The following is a 16632-nucleotide window of genomic DNA, read 5'->3' on the forward strand; positions in this document are numbered from 1 at the left end:
GGTCTTCGATCTTCGCCGCATCGCGCTCCGGCCGCCACGCCGATATCCGACCGTCAGACGACCACTCCGTCGATCTCGAAGGTCTGCACCGATGCGGCGGAGAAGGCCGCCGTCAGTGTCTTGCCGCTCAGATAGGTGTCCGAGTGGGCCGTGTAGAGGTCGCCGCTGCCGGAGATGACGGTGTTCCAGCGTCGTACGAGTCCGCCGCTGCCCCCGGTGACCTGGCTGAACTTGGACAGGTCGAAGGTGAGGTTCTGCGCGGCGCCGGTGTTGACGGCCACGATGACCAGGCGCTTCGCGCTCGCGTCGTAAGCCGCCGCGGCGTATCCGACACCGGTGTCGATGATGGTCATGCCGGGACGGATGTGCCGGCTGAACTGGGCCATCACGTAGTACTTGGTCTGGACGGTGGTCGGCTGGAGGGTGCTCTGGTCGTAGGCGATCATCGCCCAGCCGGTGCTGGGGTCCATCACCTGCCAGTAGACCCACGCGGTCGGGTGCAGCCAGCGGAAGTCCAGGCAGAGGTTGCTCGCCAGGGTGAGGCCGGTGGCGTCGGCGTCGCCGGTCTCGGAGTTCCACAGCCGCTTGCCCGCCGTGGTGACGACATCGGTGTAAAGGAGGTCGCGGCGGCCGCCGGAGCCCTGGTAACCGTGCACGTTGACCCGGTTGACCTGAGCCTTCGTCGTCGAGCTGAAGGAACTCCACGTCGTACGGGCCAGGTCGTAGCTCGTCTCGTCGGACGCGGAGATCAGGGTGCCGGTCAGGCCGCGCTTGTCGAGTTCGCTGCGCAGATACGGGAGGACGGCCGCCTGGACGGTGGCGTCCATGTGGCAGCCCTCCTGGGTGCCCGTCGCCGTCCACCAGCTGGAGGAGGGCTCGTTGAACGCGTCGACGGAGCTGAAGTTCACACCCCAGTTGTTCTTCGCGTAGAGCGCCACCGCGGCCAGGTGGGAGGCGTGCTGACGGTAGTTCCAGGACTGGAGGTTGTTGCCGCCGCCGGACGCGCCGGACGGGTTGTGGTTGAGGCACATCCACCACATCGGCGAGTTGGCGAACAGCTCGCTGACAGCGCCGCGTTGGGTCGCCTTGACCAGGGCCGCCCGCTGGTTGGCGTCGGCCGTCCAGTCCCAGGCGGAGGAGGTGGGGTCCTCGTTGTTCCAGTCCTGCCAGTACCCCTCGATCTGCTTGAACGCCGGGATGTTGGCGGAGGCGACCATGCTCTCGCCGCTCACGGTGTTCCAGCTGCACGCGCCCAGGTTGTAACGGGCGATGTTGAGGCCGAGGCCCGGCAGCGTCTTGCCGCCGTAGGCGACGGACTTGGTGGTGAAGAAGATGTCGGCGAAGTCGTCCCGGGCGCCGAACACGTTGGCCCACCAGGCGAGGGAGGTGCCCCAACCCTCCCAACTGCCGTACGAGGTACCGGGGTTGACCCCGATCGTCGCGTCGGCCCGAGCGGTGCCCGTGGCCAGCGCACTGCCGAGCAACGCACCACCCGCCGCGGCCAGCACCGATCTGCGCTTGATCATGTGGAAGTCTCCTGTCACGGTCATGCCACGGCCCCATCGCATGATCGGGCCGCGGCGGAACGTTGTCGAGACGCGTGACAGCGCTTTCTTCCTGTGAAAAGAGGTACGGATGCGAGGGCTTGCGTCGCCCCTGGTCAGAATGGCGGCCACCCTTGGTCACGACTGGCGGCCGCCCCTGCTCAGGACTGGCGCAGGCGCCGCCACACGGCCTTCGCCGCGTTGTGCCCCGACATGCCGTGCACACCGGGGCCCGGCGGGGTGGCCGAGGAGCAGATGAAGACGGCCGGATGCGGCGTGCTGTACGGGAACAGGGAGAGCTTGGGGCGCAGCAGGAGCTGGAGTCCGGAGGCGGCGCCGCAGGCGATGTCGCCGCCCACGTAATTGGCGTTGCGCGCGGCGAGTTCGCGTGGGCCGGCGGTGGCGCGGGCCAGCACGCGGTCGCGGAAGCCGGGCGCGAACCGCTCCAACTGCCGCTCGATCGCATCCGTGAGGTCACCCGTCCAGCCGTTCGGCACGTGTCCGTACGCCCAGAAGACGTGCTTGCCCTCGGGGGCGCGGGAGGGGTCGACGACGCTGGGCTGCACCGTGATCAGGAAGGGTGCGTCCGGCGCCCGGCCCTCGCGCGAGGCCGCGTGCAGGGCGGTGGCGATCTCGGCGCGGCTCGCACCCACCTGCACGGTCCCGGCGGTGCGTGCCTCCTCGGCCGTCCAGGGGACGGGGCCGTCCAGGGCGTAGTCGACCTTGAAGACCGCCGCCCCGTAGCGATAGTCCTCGTAGTACCGCCCGAAGCCCGCGATCCGGGACAGCGCGGTGGGTGAGGTGTCGAAGACGTAGGCGCGCGCGGGCGGCAGGTCGTCGAGACGCTTGACCTCGTAGTCGGTGTGGACGGTGCCGCCGAGGTCCTTGAGGTACGCGGTGAGCGCGTCGGAGATGGACTGGGAGCCGCCGCGGGGTACGGGCCAGCCGCGGGCGTGCGCGGCCAGCGCGAAGACCAGGCCGACGGCGCCGGTGGCGACGCCGTCGAGCGGGGCGATGACGTGCGCGACGAGACCGGAGAACAGCGCCTGGGCCCGCTCGTCGCGGAAGCGCCGCATCAGCCAGGTCGAGGGCGGCAGCCCGGTCAGGCCGAAGCGGGCCAGGGTGACGGGGTCGCGGGGCAGCGCGGTCAGGGGCAGCGACATGAAGTCGTGGACCAGCGTGTCCCACTTGGGGAGGAAGGGGGCGATCAGCCTGCGGTACGCACCGGCGTCGCGGGGGCCGAACGAGGCCGCCGTCTCGGCCACGGAACGGGCGAGCACCGCCGCGGTGCCGTCGGGGAACGGGTGTGCCATCGGGAGCTTCGCGTGCAGCCACTCCAGGCCGTACCGCTCCAGGGGCATCGCTCGGAAGGCGGGTGAATTGATGCCCAGGGGGTGGGCCGCGGAACAGGGGTCGTGCCGGAAGCCGGGGAGGGTCAGCTCTTCGGTGCGGGCGCCGCCGCCGACGGTGTCCCGTGCTTCGAACACGGCCACGGAGAAGCCGCGGCGCGCCAGCTCCACGGCAGCCGTCAGTCCGTTCGGCCCCGCACCCACCACGACCGCATCGAGCATCGACGGCACCTTCGGACTCCTTTGTCAGCCGACGGCCACTGGACATCAGGATATGCCGGGGGACTGACAGCCTTGATGGCGCGGGGGGTTGGGAACCGGGGAGTCGTCCGACGGACGGGGGCTTTTGCCAAGGCACCGTTGCCCGACAGCACCGGGCTTCGCCGGTGGCGGCCCGCACCGGGTTCCTGGAACCACGGGGGCGGCGAGGTCGTGCGGACCCCGCCCCGGCCGCGCCCCCGGTCGGCTCATGCGGGCGTCGGCGGGGTCAGAGGCCGGCGGTCAGCAGTCCCCGTACCCGTCGGGCCGTGGTCTCGTCGCGGGCCGCAGTGAAGGGCAGCGCGTTGCCTCCCGTGATGCGGAAGGGTTCGCCCGTGAGGGTCAGGTGGGCGCCGCCCGCCTCCTCGACCAGGAGCAGGCCCGCCGCGTGATCCCAGGCCGCCTCCCATGAGAAGGCCGTGGCATCCAACTCGCCGCGGGCGATGGCCAGATACTCCAGGCCCGCCGAACCGCAGGGGCGCGGCCGCACGCCCTCGGTGCGCAGGCCGAGGAGGGCGCGCTTCTGCTCGTCGGTGGTGTAGTCCGGGTGCGAGGTGGCTATCTCGAGGTCACGGCCCGGCGTGGGCGGACCCGGGCGCAGCAGCTCGCCGTCGAGGCGGGCGCCCCGGCCGCGGACGGCGACGGCGAGCTGGTCGCGGGCCGGCGCATAGGTCCAGGACGCGTGGACGACTCCGCCCACCGCGAGCGCGACGAGCGTGCAGAAACCGGTGTCGCCGTGCACGAACTGGCGAGTGCCGTCGACCGGGTCGACGATCCAGACCGGGGCCTGGCCCTGGATCGCCTCGTACGTCGCCGGATTGGCGTGGACCGCCTCCTCGCCGACCACGACCGAGCCGGGCAGCAGCTTGGCGAGCGCCTCGGTGAGGTACGCCTCGGCCTTGCGGTCGGCGTCCGTGACCAGGTCGTGCGGGCCGCTCTTCTCGTCGATCTCGTCCGCGGTCAGCTGCCTGAAGCGCGGCATGATCTCGGCGGCGGCCGCCTGCCGGACCGCTTCTTCGACGTCGGACGTGCGGTGCGCGAGAAACTCGTCGATGGTTTCGAATTCTTCGATCATGGCTCCATGACAGCACGCGCCACTGACAATCCCCACCCCTCCGGTGCACTCCGGGTGGAATCGCCGTGAATTCCCGGAGTGCGCTGCTCAGCGTCCCACCGCGTACCCCTGCATCCCTCGCGGGTTCGCCGCCGCCGACAGCACACCGGTCTGCGGATCCCGGGCGACCGCGCACAGCCGGCCCTCGGACCAGGCCTCGGCGACCTGGACGTCATGGCCGCGACGGCGCAGCTCCTCGACGACCGCCTCGTCCGTGCGGGACTCGACCGTGAGGCTGCCGGGCCGCATGCCGCGTGGGTAGAACGAGCCCGGGAAGCTGTCGTTGTGCCAGTTCGGGGCGTCGATCGCGCCTTGGAGGTCGAGCCCGCCGCGTACCTCGGCGCGCAACGCCACGGCGAGGAAGAAGTGGGTCTGCCACTGGTCCTGCTGGTCGCCGCCCGGGGTTCCGAACGCCATGACCGGCACTCCGTCACGCAGTGCCAGCGAGGGTGTCAGCGTCGTACGGGGACGCCGACCGGGGGTGAGGGAGTTGGGCAGCCCCTCGTCCAGCCAGGCCATCTGGAGCCGGGTGCCGAGCGGGAAGCCCAGCTCGGGGACGACCGGGTTGGACTGCAGCCAGCCGCCGCTGGGGGTGGCCGCGACCATGTTGCCCCAGCGGTCGACGACGTCGAGGTGGCAGGTGTCGCCCCGGGTGCCGCCGTCCCGGGCCACTTCGGGTTCCCCGGCGGTCCTGGCGACGGTGGGCTCGCCCGCGCCCGGCACCGCCAGCGCGTCGAATCCGGGCTCCCCGGTGGCCACCCCGCGCGCGTGGCCGCTCATCGCGGGGGTGCGCCCTCCGGGGCTGCCGGGGCGCAGCTCGCGGGAGGCCTTGTGCCCGATGAGGGCGCGCCGCTCGGCGTTGTACTCCGGCGACAACAGCTCGTCGAGGGGCACCTCGGCCGCGTCGCCGTACCAGGCCTCCCGGTCGGCCATGGCGAGCTTGCAGCCCTCGACGAGCAGGTGGACGTACTCCGCGGAGCCGTACCGCGGCAGCTGAGGCGGGAGCAGGGCGAGCTGCTGGAGGAGGACCGGGCCCTGGCTCCAGGGGCCGGCCTTGCACAGGGTCCAGCCGCGCCAGTCGTACGTAGCGGGAGCCTCGTAGCTCGCGGACCAGGAAGCCAGGTCGGTGGCCGTCAGGGTGCCGGTGTGGTGCTTTCCGCTGGTGTCCATGGTGGGCCGCCGGGCCTGCCGCACCAGGGCCTCGGCGATGAAGCCCGAGCGCCAGACGCGGCGCGCGGCCTCGATCTGCGCGACGCGGCCGGCCTCTTTGGAGACCTCGTCGAGCAGCCGGCGCCAGGTCGCGGCGAGGGCGGGGTTGCGGAACAGTTCGCCGGGGCCCGGCGCCTTCCCGCCGGGCAGATACACCTCGGCCGACGAGGTCCACTCGGTCTCGAAGAGTTCACGCACCGACTCCACGGTCTCGCCGACCCGCTCGACGGGCGGGTGCCCGTCCTGCGCGTATCCGATGGCGTACTTCATGACGTCGGCGAGGGACCTCGTGCCGTGGTCGCGCAGGAGCAGCATCCACGCGTCGAAGGCGCCGGGCACGGCGGCGGCGAGTGGCCCGGTACCGGGTACGAGATCCAAACCGAGTCCCCTGTAGTGGGCGATCGTCGCCCCGGCGGGCGCGACGCCCTGCCCGCACAGCACACGCACCTCGCCGACCGCCGGGGCGAGGATGATCGGGACCTCGCCGGCGGGTCCGTTGAGGTGCGGCTCTACCACGTGCAGCACGAAGCCCGCGGCGACGGCGGCGTCGTAGGCGTTGCCGCCGTCCTCCAGCACGGCCATCGCCGACTGCGAGGCGAGCCAGTGCGTGGAGGACACCATGCCGAAGGTGCCCTGGAGGGTGGGACGGGTCGTGAACATACGGCCTCTCACCTCACTGTTTCCGCTCATCGGACGGATCGGTCGGCGCTCGGGACCGGTCCTGGGGTGAATCTGGGGAGTTCGGGCCGGAAGTCTCCTCCCTGCGCTCCCCCGGCAGGCTATCGATCGCCCCGCGTCCCCTCTCGCGTGACCTTCCCTCAACTCCCCCACGCGCGAGGGGCCCGGAGAATCCGCACAAGAGTGCCACACGGGCTGCACACAGGCTTTCGAAAGCCTCGTTAGGTTGCTGGCTGTTCGATCCCACGTACGGACGTGACCCTGCCCCCGCAGGGCGACGGCATGCCAACTCAGGAAGACCGCAAATGGACTACTGCTCCTCGTGTCGCCGGCATCTCAATGGCGCTCTGGTGTGTCCCGGGTGCGGTGCCTACGCACCGGACATCGCACCGGCCACCGCCGACGATGGCATCGTCCCGACCTGGGCCGGCATGGCGACAACGGGCACGACGGTGAGCGCATCGGTGCCGTGGGAGTCCACGGCCTCGGACATGTGGCACGACGGCCGCTTTCGCGACGAGGCAGCGGGCGAGGCCGACCTGGAGGAGACCCCGCAGACCGACCCGTACGACGGCTTCGAGGGCGCGACGCCCGCACCGCGAGGGCGGGCGGCGCGGCGTCGCCAGATGGCCCGCTGGAAGAAGAACCAGCGCCGGGCGGTGGTCGCGACCGCCGTCGCACTCGTCGGAGGCGGCCTGACCGTCGCCGGGATGGACCGGCACTCCGCCGGCCGGGCAGAGGCGGCCACCGCGCCGGACATCACGACCATGGGCACCGCGGACGAACAGGCGACCGAGCAGCCCCCAGCGTCGTCGGTACAACCCGAACGTCACCGGTCCTCGCCCACTCCCCCCGCGCAGTCGCCCGTGGCCGAGCTCACGCGCCGGCAGCCCGCCGCCACCCTGCCCCACAGCACGTCGCGGAGCGCTCGGCCGTTCGCCGCCGCCTCTCCTGATCCAACGACGACGTCGGTGACCTCTCAACCTCGGACCGTCTCCCCGTCCTCCGTCGCAGCGGTGCCCCACCACGCCGGTACGGGGGCGAACCAGACGTCCACGTCTACTGGCGCGGATGACACGGCGCCGGGAACACCGCAGGCGAGCCCCTCGCCGACAGCGACTTCACCCTCGCACATCTGCCTGCTTCTGGTGTGCCTCGGCTGAGCGCGTCGAGCCGCGCCACCTGGTGCCGCGTGAAGGAAGACACACGCGCCGCCGCGCATACGCGAGTGCGGAGGGAGCCCACGGGGACCGCAGGCTCCCTCCGCACCGTCTCGGACTCGGGCTCGGGCTCCTCAGAGCTTCCCGCCGATCTCGCATGCCTGGCACGGCGGTCGGCCGCAGGTGCACTGCGTGATGGCTTCGAGGACGTCGCGATCGTGGTAGAGGCATTCGTCCTTGCAGGTGTGACGCGGGATGAATCCCGCCGGGATCTCACCGGGCCACGGCTCGTGACCGTCCCGGCAGCGGGCGAACCGCTCGGGGTCGGTGGAGTGCAGGTCGTGCATGCTCGACCGCGCCTCGTCCTCCAGCTTCCGCACCCGCTCCACCAGACTCTTCAGCTCGGTGGCGATGCTGGAGTACCGGTCGGCGCCGGTCCTTACGTGTGCGGCCCGCAGTGCCATCGCCGCGTTGCCCAAAAACCGGCCGGCATCCTGAAGATCGGTCACGTGATGCAACTGAATGCCGTTCACGCCCCGGACCCACACGGCGTCCATGCTGCTCACTGATCCACCTTTCCGGCGTTCGCCTTGATTATCTTGCGAAACAGTATGCGTGGCGCCGATGCCTCCGCATAGAAAAAATTTGTCTATTTAGCAAACTAAAGGTCTCGGTCGCGTCCTGCCAGCAGATTCGGGGTGAGTCCGCTCACAGGAGTCATGGGCTCACAACAGGCACGACACGGCCGAAGGTCCATTGCCCACTCAGTGATGGATCTTCGGCCGCGTCTTCCCATTGATCTTCTGCTGATTTCCTGACCGCCGTCTGTTATTGAGCCGGAATTAACAGGCTGCCTGTCCGTAAGGCCCTGATCAGAGGCGTCGCTGTTACTGGCGGCAACCGCTCCGTTCCGGCTCAATATGCGTTATCCGGCGACCGTGTAGGAGCGCGCTCCTGTCCCGGCAAGCCCACCACCGTCGACGATCAGGTACTCCGGGCGGATGGGGCGCCCGTCGAACCAGCATTCCAGGATCTCCCGGGTACCGGCCGCGTAGCGGGCCTGCGCCGAGAGGGTCGAACCGGACACGTGCGGCGTCATCGCCTCGTACGGCATGGTGCGCCAGGGATGGTCGGGCGGCGGCGGCTGCGGATACCAGACGTCACCGGCGTAACCGGCCAGTTGGCCGCTGTTGAGGGCCCGCACCACGGCGTCCCGGTCGACGATGAGCGCGCGTGCGGTGTTGACGATGTACGCGCCGCGCTTCATGGCGCCGATCAGGTCGTCGTCGAAGAGGTTCTGCGTCTGGGGATGCAGCGGAGTGTGGATCGAGAGCACGTCGACCGAGGAGGCCAGCGAACGCACGTCGGGATGCCAGGTCAGCTCCAGCTCCTCTTCGACCTCCTTGGGCAGCCGGTGCACGTCGTAGTAGTGCAGCTTGACGTCGAACGGCTTGAGGCGGCGCAGTACCGCCTGGCCGATACGGCCGGAGCCGAGGACGCCGACGTCCATGCCTTCGAGGTCGTAGGCGCGCGAGACGCTGTCGGCGATGTTCCACCCCTTCTTCGCGGTCACCCAGTCGTGGGCCGGCATGTAGTTGTGCACCAGGGTGAGGATCTGCATGACGGCGTGCTCGGACACGCTGATGCTGTTGCTGTAGGTCACCTCCGCCACTGTCATGCCGTGGGCGATGGCGCTCGGCAGGTCGACATGGTCCGACCCGATCCCAGCAGTGATCGCGAGTTTGAGCCGGGGGGCGAAGGCGATCCGCTCGGGGGTCAGATACGCGGGCCAGAAGGGCTGCGAGATCACCACGTCCGCATCGGGCAGCTCGCGGTCCAGGGTGGAGTCCGGCGCTTCCTTGTCGCTGGTGACGACATAGGTGTCGCCTCGGTCCTCCAGGAACCGGCGTAGTCCCAGTTCTCCCGAGACGCAGCCGAGGAGCTGTCCCGGGGTGAAATCTTTGGTTTGTGGGGTCGGCGCTGTCTGACCGCCCGGATATCCGGTGATGGCCGGAATCTCGTCGCGGGCGTAGTCGGGAGGATAACCGCCCACGGGGTCGGGATAGAGCACCGCAAGGATCTTTGCCATGGCCGTCCTCCATCGGTGGGGCCGTCGCTCCGGCTGAACCGATCGGGTACCGATGATCTTGAATTTTAGTTGAGCACCCGTTGCCGCGGCAATCCCCGCGGATATTATCGAGGTGAGCCAGTGGATAAGGATGCGGATATTCGGCGAGGCCTGCGGCAGGAGTTCGGGCGGCAGTGTGTACCGACCCGTGTTCTGTACGTAGGCTTCTGATGCGGGCGAACGAATCCGGGCCCGAGAGGGAAAGCCTCACCTCGCCGAGCCCCAGCCGGGAGGCGGTCCCACACCGTCACGCGAGCCGTTCCGCTCACGTCTGCGCAAGGGCGTCCTGGCGGCGGTCGCGGTCGGCGGCGTTCTGGGCGGGTCGGCCCGTTACGTACTGGGACTGACGTTTCCCACTCCTCGGGGGACGTTTCCGTTGACGACGTTCGCCATCAACGTGTCCGGTGCGTTCCTGTTGGCGCTGCTGCTCGTGTACGTACTCGAGATCTGGCCGCCGACCCGGTACGTGCGACGACCGTTCGCCGGCGTCGGGTTCCTCGGCGCCTTCACCACTTTCTCGACATGGATGGTCGACACCGATCGCCTTCTGGGTCACGGCCATTACACGGTCGCGGCGTTGAACGTCTTCGGCAGTCTGTCCGCCGGCCTGGCCGCCACCGTTCTGGGCCCGGCGATCGGCAGAGTGGCCCTGGCCCGACGGTTGCGGCTCGCCGCGCGGCACGGCCACGCCCGCCGGTACGGCTGGTGGGTCCGGTGATCACCCTGCTCGCCGTCGGTGCCGCGGCCGCGGTCGGGGCAGTCACACGTTACGTCCTCGACCAGTACGTGCAGTACCGACGCCCGGGCCTGTTCCCGCGCGGCACGTGGCTGATCAACATCACCGGTTCGTACGTGCTGGGCATCGTGATGGGCCTCGGCGCCCGGCACGGACTGTCGGACCAGGCTGTACACATTGCCGGGGTCGGATTCTGCGGCGCCTATACGACGTTCTCCACATTCAGTTACGAGTTGGTCCACCTGCGCGAGAAGGGACACGTCAGAAAGTCCCCTCTGTACGGCGCTTCGAGCCTCGTGGTGGGTCTGTCGGCGGCAGCGGCGGGGCTCGCCATCGGGTCGTTCTGAGAAAGGACAGGCCCAGCCGTCAGGGACTTGACACGTGGATCTACGAGACGTCTCCTTGAATGTAGGAAACATGCTGTGGCGTACGCCTATCCGGGCACGCCACAGGCGCTCGGGTCGGCCAGCCACCGACATCCGGAGGCTGTTGATGGCAATCTATGAATATCTATGCAGCCGCTGTGGGCCCTTCGATGTGAAGTTGGAAATCGGGACGGCGCCCAAAGCTTATGGTTGCCCTGTTTGCGCAGGCGCTGCGAGACGTGTGTATTCCTCGCCCGGTCTCTCGCTGACCCCGAACGCGGTCGCCGCCCTCCATTTCCGGGAGGAGCAGGCGCGTGAAGCCCCGGCAGTAGTCTCCCAAGTGCCGCCACGCAGAGGGGTGCCACGGCACCCGCACCCCGCACTCCCGCGGCTGCCGCGTCTCTGAGGGCGGTGGTCGACAAGGCAGAACGTCTCATGCGGGTTTCGGCATCGGAACACGACGTCGTTCCCGTAGCGGTGCGCGGAATGCGGAATCACGCGACGCGGGCCGGGTGCCGAGCCGTGTGCTCGGCAACTCATCGACGGCCAGGGCGCCACGCGATTACGTCCCCCACGCGGACTTAGGAGGTGTGTCCCCGTGGGAAACGTGGGACTACTCTTTGTCGGTGCTGTGCTGTTCTTGAACGGGCTGTTGCTGCTGGGGAAGGTCGACGCCAAGTCCGCAGCAGTGTTCAACCTCTTCGTGGGCGGACTGCAGGTGCTGACGCCGACCTACCTCATCTTCACGGCCGGCGATGACCACCTGAAGATTCTGGCGGCATCCGGAATCTATCTGTTCGGATTCACCTACCTCTATGTAGGCATCGTCCTGCTCGCCGGAATCGACAACATCTGTGTCGGCTACTACTCCCTCTTCGTGGCGATCGTGGCCCTTGGGTATTCGTTCGTCAACTTCCACCTCTTCAAGGACTACCCGTTCGGAGTCATTTGGCTGTACTGGGCCTTCCTGTGGTTCCTGTTCTTCCTGCTGCTCGGTCTCAAGAAGACGGGGTTGTCCGACTACACGGGCTGGGTGACGGCGATCGAGGGCTGGGTCACGGGTGTCATTCCCGCGGCGCTGCTGCTTTCCGGTTACTGGAAGCACACCACGGAGATCGCCATCGCCCTCGGAGCCCTCGGTGTCGTCGTGTTCGCGGCGCTGTGGCCGCTCACCAGGAAACCGCGGCAGTCGGCCCCGACGGAATCGGCCGGAAGTACAGGCACAACATCCTGACCGGATCAAAAAATGAGAGGCTGTCATGCCTGAAATTCTCTTCACTGTGGACCACAGCAAGTCGATGCGTGACCAGGCCGTGCCCGGCCACAACAGGTGGCACCCGGACGTCCCCACCGTCGCCATGGTGAAGCCGGGAGCGGAGTTCCGCATGGAGTGCCGTGACTGGACCGACTGTCAGGTCGGCAACAACGACTCCGCCAACGACGTACGCGACATCGACCTGACCATCCCTCACATGCTCAGCGGCCCGATAGGCGTGGAGGGCGCCGAACCCGGTGACCTGCTCGTCGTCGACATCCTCGACCTCGGCCCCGTGCCGCAGCAGACCGGGGACGCGGCAGGACAGGGCTGGGGCTACACCGGCATCTTCGCCAAGGCCAACGGCGGAGGCTTCCTGACCGACTACTTCCCGGACGCCTACAAGGCGGTATGGGACTTCCACGGGCAGCAGGCCGTCTCCCGCCACCTTCCCGGGATCCGCTTCACCGGAATCACCCACCCCGGGCTGTTCGGAACCGCCCCGTCCGCCGAGTTGCTCGCCCGCTGGAACACCCGCGAGCAGGCGCTGATCGACACCGACCCGAACCGGGTCCCCCCGCTCGCCGTACCGCCGGACGCCACCAACGCGCTCGCCGGCACAGCCACCGGAGACCTCGCACGGCGCATCGGCGAGGAAGGCGCACGCACCGTGCCGGCCCGCGAGAACGGAGGCAACCACGACATCAAGAACTTCACGCGGGGATCGAGAGTCTTCTACCCCGTACACGTCAAGGACGCGAAGCTGTCCGGAGGCGACCTGCACTTCAGCCAGGGCGACGGAGAGATCACTTTCTGCGGCGCCATCGAGATGGGCGGCTTCATCGACTTCCACGTCGACCTGATCAAGGGCGGCATGGAGACGTACGGCATCTCCACCAACCCCGTGTTCATTCCGGGCAACGTCGAGCCGAGGTACACGGAGTTCCTCACCTTCATCGGGATCTCCGTCGACCACGACACGGGCACGAACTACTACCTGGACGCGACGCTGGCCTACCGACGGGCCTGCCTCAACGCCGTCGAGTACTTCAAGAAGTTCGGCTACAGCGGAGAGCAGGCCTACCTGCTGCTCGGCTCCTCCCCCATAGAGGGACGCATCAGCGGCATCGTCGACATCCCCAACGCCTGCTGCTCGCTGTACGTACCCACCGCCATGTTTGACTTCGACGTCCGGCCGACCGCCGCCGGCCCGATGAAGGCCGATCGGGGCAAGTGCGCACTGTCCACGGCCTGAACCGGAGAACGGGGGAAAGCGGCCCTGCCGACCGACACATCAGGGGCGTCATCGAAACCTCCGGTGACGCCCCTTCCACTCGGCTCTGAGCTGCTGAAACGTCCGCTCTGAGCCGCTGAAACGGGAAATCGTCGTCTGGCGGAGACGCCGGCCATGTCGAGCGAGGTGCGGTACTCGCCCACGTAGCGGGGCATCGCCGCGCATGATCAGGGTGTACTCGGGGACCCGTACTTCAGCGTGTAGGGGTTGGCCAGGGCCAGCCCCTCCAGCATCTCCGCACCGTAGTCCTTCGAGTCGTTGACGAACTTGTTCATCCCGTCACTCCTTCGTGGTCCCGCGGCCCGCAGCATGGCGGCCATCTCGGCCCGGTGGGCGACCCGTTCTCCGGTGCCGTGATCGACCGGGGCAGGATCGTGCTGCCGGGCGACCCCCGGACTGGGCGCCTGCCCGCGCCCCGACAGCGTGAACACCTGGGAGAAATGACATGCGATTCCGATGCGCCGTACTCGACGACTTCCAGAACGTGGCGAGCACATGTGCCGACTGGTCGACGCTGAGCGATCGGGTCGAGGTCGTCTCCTTCGCCGAGCACTTCGCCACCGAGGACGAACTCGCCGCGGCCCTCCTCGACTTCGACTTCGTGGTCACCCTGCGCGAGCGGGTGCCTTTCCCGGACTCACTGCTGGACCGGCTGCCCCGCCTGAAGCTGCTGATCGCCTCCGGCATGCGCAACTCGGTGATCGACTACGCGGCCGCGAAGGCGGGCGGCGTCACGGTGTGCGGCACCCAGAGCTCCTCGACGCCGCCGGTCGAACTCACCTGGGCCCTGCTGCTCGGACTCGCCCGCGGCATCGTCCAGGAGAACAACGCCCTGCGCGACGGCGGCCCCTGGCAGTCCACCGTCGGCGCCGACCTGCACGGCCGCACGCTCGGCCTGCTCGGTCTCGGCAAAATCGGCAGCCGGGTGGCCCAGGTCGGACTCGCCTTCGGCATGGAGGTCACCGCCTGGAGCCAGCACCTCACCAAGGAACGCGCTGACGAGGTCGGCGTCGAACTCGCCTCCTCCCAGGAGGAGTTGCTGGCGAACAGCGACTTCATCTCCGTCCACCTCGCGCTGAGCGACCGCACCCGGGGCCTGCTCGGCGCCGCCGAGCTCGCCCTGCTCAAGCCCACCGCCTACCTGATCAACACCTCGCGGGCCGCGATCGTCGACCAGGACGCCCTGCTCGCGGCATTGCACGAGGGCCGTATCGCCGGCGCCGGCGTCGACGTCTTCGACGTCGAACCGCTGCCGGACAACCACCCGATGCGCTCCGCACCGCGGCTGCTCGCCACCCCTCATCTCGGCTATGTGTCCCGCGCCAACTACGCGCGCTACTACGGCCAGGCCGTGGAGGACATCCAGGCCTACCTCGACGGCGCCCCGGTCCGGGTCCTCGGCTGACGTGCCGTCGTGAGCCCCGGCGGTGTGGCAGAGTCGGCCGATCAACGTGCTCACGGGCTCCGGGGTGGAGGAGGACAAGGAGATTCTCGCGGCGGCTCGCATCCTGCTCGGCTCGGACCAGACCCAGGTCCCCGGAGGACGGCGGCGGAGCGTGGCGGACGCGGATCACACTCGGGCAAGAACATGCCCAACGGCTACCGGACCGGGCTGTCGGAAGGCCGGCTCGTCATCACCCCGCCGCACTGGAGCTGCCGCATGTCCGGGTGAGGCCGCACCTGCCGAACGGCCTACCTGAGTGGCCTTCAGCAGGCGCGGGCCTCCCTTGCTGCATACCGTCGCCAGAGGAACAACTCCCGGTCTTGATCGTTCCGGGTCGGAGGGGTGGACCGAACAGATTTCGATGACGAGCGGCACCGCCATCGGAGAAGGGTTCCGGGTGCCAAGGAGGTCGGCGATGGTGACGCGAGAGCCGGGGGTCCGCCGGACCCGGAGAAGGACCCGTCGCGCCGTCGGAGCCTGCGTGCTCGCTGCGGGGTGTCTCTTCGCGAACTGCGTGCCGTCGGCCACGGCGAGTCCCCAAGGGGGCGCGTCCCGCCGGTGCGCGACGAAACCCTTCCCTCCATCGGAAAGTACTCCACCCCCGATCCTGTCGGGCAGCGACGTGTGGAGTTTCGTCTCCGAACCGAGCCTTCACCCCATGCGGGTGACCGTGACCGCGAACAAACCGGGAACGGCTCACGGAGACATCTTTGTCGCCCCGTTCAGCGCGGACCAGATGGTCGGCCAGACGGGGGCGCTGGTCAACGACGGCTCGGGGGATCCGGTCTGGTTCCGCCCACTGCCTTCCGCGAACCTCCAGAACGCCGACTTCAAGGTCCAGACCTATTACGACGGTCGCGGAGGCCGCGGACAACCGGTGCTGACCTGGTGGCAGGGGACTCTCGCCCTTCCCCCGGCGTATACGAACCTGCCGGCCGGTGCGCCGGAACCGGGCGGGTGCTACTACATCTACGACACCCACTACCGCCTGCTCAAAACGGTCTTCGCGCATCACGGCTACTACCCGGACGAGCATGAATTCACCCTGACCCGCAGGGGCACCGCACTGTTCATCGCCTCCAAACCGGTGCCCATGGACCTCACACCCTTTGGGGGTCCGAAGAACGGAGCCATCGAGAACAGCGAGATCCAGGAGGTCGACCTCGCCACGGGGAAACTCCTCTACTCATGGAACGCGCTGGAGCATATCGACCCCGCCGATTCCGAGGAGGCAGCCTCCAGCGCTTCGTCGTCCGGCGGAGTGTGGGATGCCTTTCACATCAACTCCGTCGACGAGGGCCCTGACGGCCGGCTGTTGATCTCGGCCCGGAACATGTGGGCGATCTACGACGTCACCAAGAAATCCGGGAAGGTCCGCTATCAGATCGGGGGAAAGAAGAGCGACTTCACCTTCGGTCCGAACGCGGACTTCTACTGGCAGCATGATGCCCGATTCCGGCCAGGAAACCGGATCAGCATGTTCGACGACGGCTGCTGCGACCTTCCCGACGGCGCCCCCGAACAGCGTTCGCACGGCCTGATCCTCAACCTTGATTTCCGCGGCCACAAAGCGACGGTGGACAAGACCTACTACCACCAGCCGCCGTTGGAGTCACCGACCCAGGGAAATACCCAGGCCCTCCCCAACGGCAACGAATTCATCGGGTGGGGTCAGAGCCCGTACTACTCGGAGTACGCGGGTGCGGGGAACACCGAGGGCAACGGCTCGCGGAACCTGCTCTACGACGCGAAACTGCCGGGCTCCGACATCTCTTACCGAGCCTTCCGCGACAAATGGATCGGCACGCCCTACTACCCACCGAGTGCGGCGGCACGGTCCGCCGGCGGGCACAGCGTCGTCTACGCCTCCTGGAACGGCTCGACACGGACCGAAGCATGGCAAGTACTCGCCGGATCCGACCCCAAATCCCTGTCGGTCGTCGTCGGACACGCCCCACGGTCCGGATTCGAGACCGCCGTCACCACGCCCACACCAGGACCGTACTTCAAGGTCAGGGCGCTGGATGCGAAGGGCAGGGTCATCGGGGAATCCCGCGTGGTGAAACTCTCCGGCTGACCTTTGACGGGGGGACCATGG

14 protein-coding genes are annotated in these 16632 nt (G+C 68.5%); 8 read left to right on the plus strand and 6 right to left on the minus strand.

Going from position 1 to position 16632, the window contains the following annotated elements; all coding sequences use genetic code 11:
* Positions 1–53: 53 nt before the first annotated feature.
* The 4 genes from OG819_RS44915 to OG819_RS44930 all read right to left on the minus strand — a co-directional run bounded on the left by OG819_RS44915 (position 54) and on the right by OG819_RS44930 (position 6134).
* Entirely contained in the window at positions 54–1526 is a 1473-nt protein-coding gene (locus OG819_RS44915; RefSeq protein WP_266655159.1) for a beta-1,6-galactanase, read from the minus strand.
* A 179-nt stretch (positions 1527–1705) separates the two neighbouring features.
* Positions 1706–3115, minus strand: a complete 1410-nt coding sequence (locus tag OG819_RS44920) for an NAD(P)/FAD-dependent oxidoreductase (protein ID WP_266630668.1) — start codon at positions 3113–3115, stop codon at positions 1706–1708.
* A 265-nt stretch (positions 3116–3380) separates the two neighbouring features.
* Positions 3381–4226: an inositol monophosphatase family protein gene (locus tag OG819_RS44925; RefSeq protein WP_266630666.1), complete on the minus strand. Its 846-nt coding sequence runs from the start codon at positions 4224–4226 to the stop codon at positions 3381–3383.
* Between the two features lie 87 nt (positions 4227–4313).
* The gene (locus tag OG819_RS44930; protein WP_266630664.1) at positions 4314–6134 is read right to left on the minus strand and encodes a gamma-glutamyltransferase family protein; all 1821 of its coding nucleotides are present in this window, start codon (positions 6132–6134) and stop codon (positions 4314–4316) included.
* Positions 6135–6457: 323 nt separating this feature from the next.
* Here OG819_RS44930 and OG819_RS44935 point away from each other — a divergent pair, with 323 nt between their 5' ends.
* On the plus strand, positions 6458–7315 hold the full coding sequence (locus OG819_RS44935; protein WP_266655161.1) for a hypothetical protein: 858 nt from the start codon (positions 6458–6460) through the stop codon (positions 7313–7315).
* A 131-nt stretch (positions 7316–7446) separates the two neighbouring features.
* Here the strand turns inward: OG819_RS44935 and OG819_RS44940 are convergent, their stop codons facing one another.
* Both OG819_RS44940 and OG819_RS44945 read right to left on the minus strand, forming a co-directional pair.
* Positions 7447–7869 (minus strand): hypothetical protein, encoded by a 423-nt coding sequence (locus OG819_RS44940; RefSeq protein ID WP_266431847.1) that lies wholly within the window; start codon positions 7867–7869, stop codon positions 7447–7449.
* Between the two features lie 368 nt (positions 7870–8237).
* Positions 8238–9401 carry an NAD-dependent formate dehydrogenase gene (locus tag OG819_RS44945; protein WP_266630660.1) on the minus strand — a complete coding sequence of 388 codons (1164 nt, stop codon included), beginning with the start codon at positions 9399–9401 and terminating at the stop codon, positions 8238–8240.
* Between the two features lie 325 nt (positions 9402–9726).
* On the opposite strand from OG819_RS44945, the gene OG819_RS44950 reads away from it, so the two are divergent.
* From OG819_RS44950 to OG819_RS44975, 7 genes are all read left to right on the plus strand, one after another.
* Positions 9727–10158 carry a CrcB family protein gene (locus OG819_RS44950; RefSeq protein ID WP_266634822.1) on the plus strand — a complete coding sequence of 144 codons (432 nt, stop codon included), beginning with the start codon at positions 9727–9729 and terminating at the stop codon, positions 10156–10158.
* On the plus strand, positions 10155–10523 hold the full coding sequence (gene crcB / locus OG819_RS44955; RefSeq protein WP_266655163.1) for a fluoride efflux transporter CrcB: 369 nt from the start codon (positions 10155–10157) through the stop codon (positions 10521–10523). The genes OG819_RS44950 and crcB overlap by 4 nt, the downstream gene beginning before the upstream one ends.
* A 145-nt stretch (positions 10524–10668) precedes the next feature.
* Entirely contained in the window at positions 10669–10947 is a 279-nt protein-coding gene (locus OG819_RS59250) for an FmdB family zinc ribbon protein (protein ID WP_353963264.1), read from the plus strand.
* A gap of 192 nt (positions 10948–11139) precedes the next feature.
* Positions 11140–11775, plus strand: coding sequence for an AmiS/UreI family transporter (locus tag OG819_RS44960; protein WP_266630656.1), 636 nt, complete (start codon positions 11140–11142; stop codon positions 11773–11775).
* A gap of 25 nt (positions 11776–11800) precedes the next feature.
* Positions 11801–13051, plus strand: a complete 1251-nt coding sequence (gene fmdA / locus OG819_RS44965; RefSeq protein ID WP_266630654.1) for a formamidase — start codon at positions 11801–11803, stop codon at positions 13049–13051.
* Positions 13052–13535: 484 nt separating this feature from the next.
* On the plus strand, positions 13536–14495 hold the full coding sequence (locus OG819_RS44970; protein WP_266630651.1) for a D-2-hydroxyacid dehydrogenase family protein: 960 nt from the start codon (positions 13536–13538) through the stop codon (positions 14493–14495).
* A gap of 697 nt (positions 14496–15192) precedes the next feature.
* On the plus strand, positions 15193–16611 hold the full coding sequence (locus tag OG819_RS44975) for an arylsulfotransferase family protein (RefSeq protein WP_266655165.1): 1419 nt from the start codon (positions 15193–15195) through the stop codon (positions 16609–16611).
* Positions 16612–16632: the final 21 nt, after the last annotated feature.

Origin of the sequence: Streptomyces sp. NBC_01549, assembly GCF_026339955.1 — a bacterium.
GTDB lineage: Bacteria > Actinomycetota > Actinomycetes > Streptomycetales > Streptomycetaceae > Streptomyces.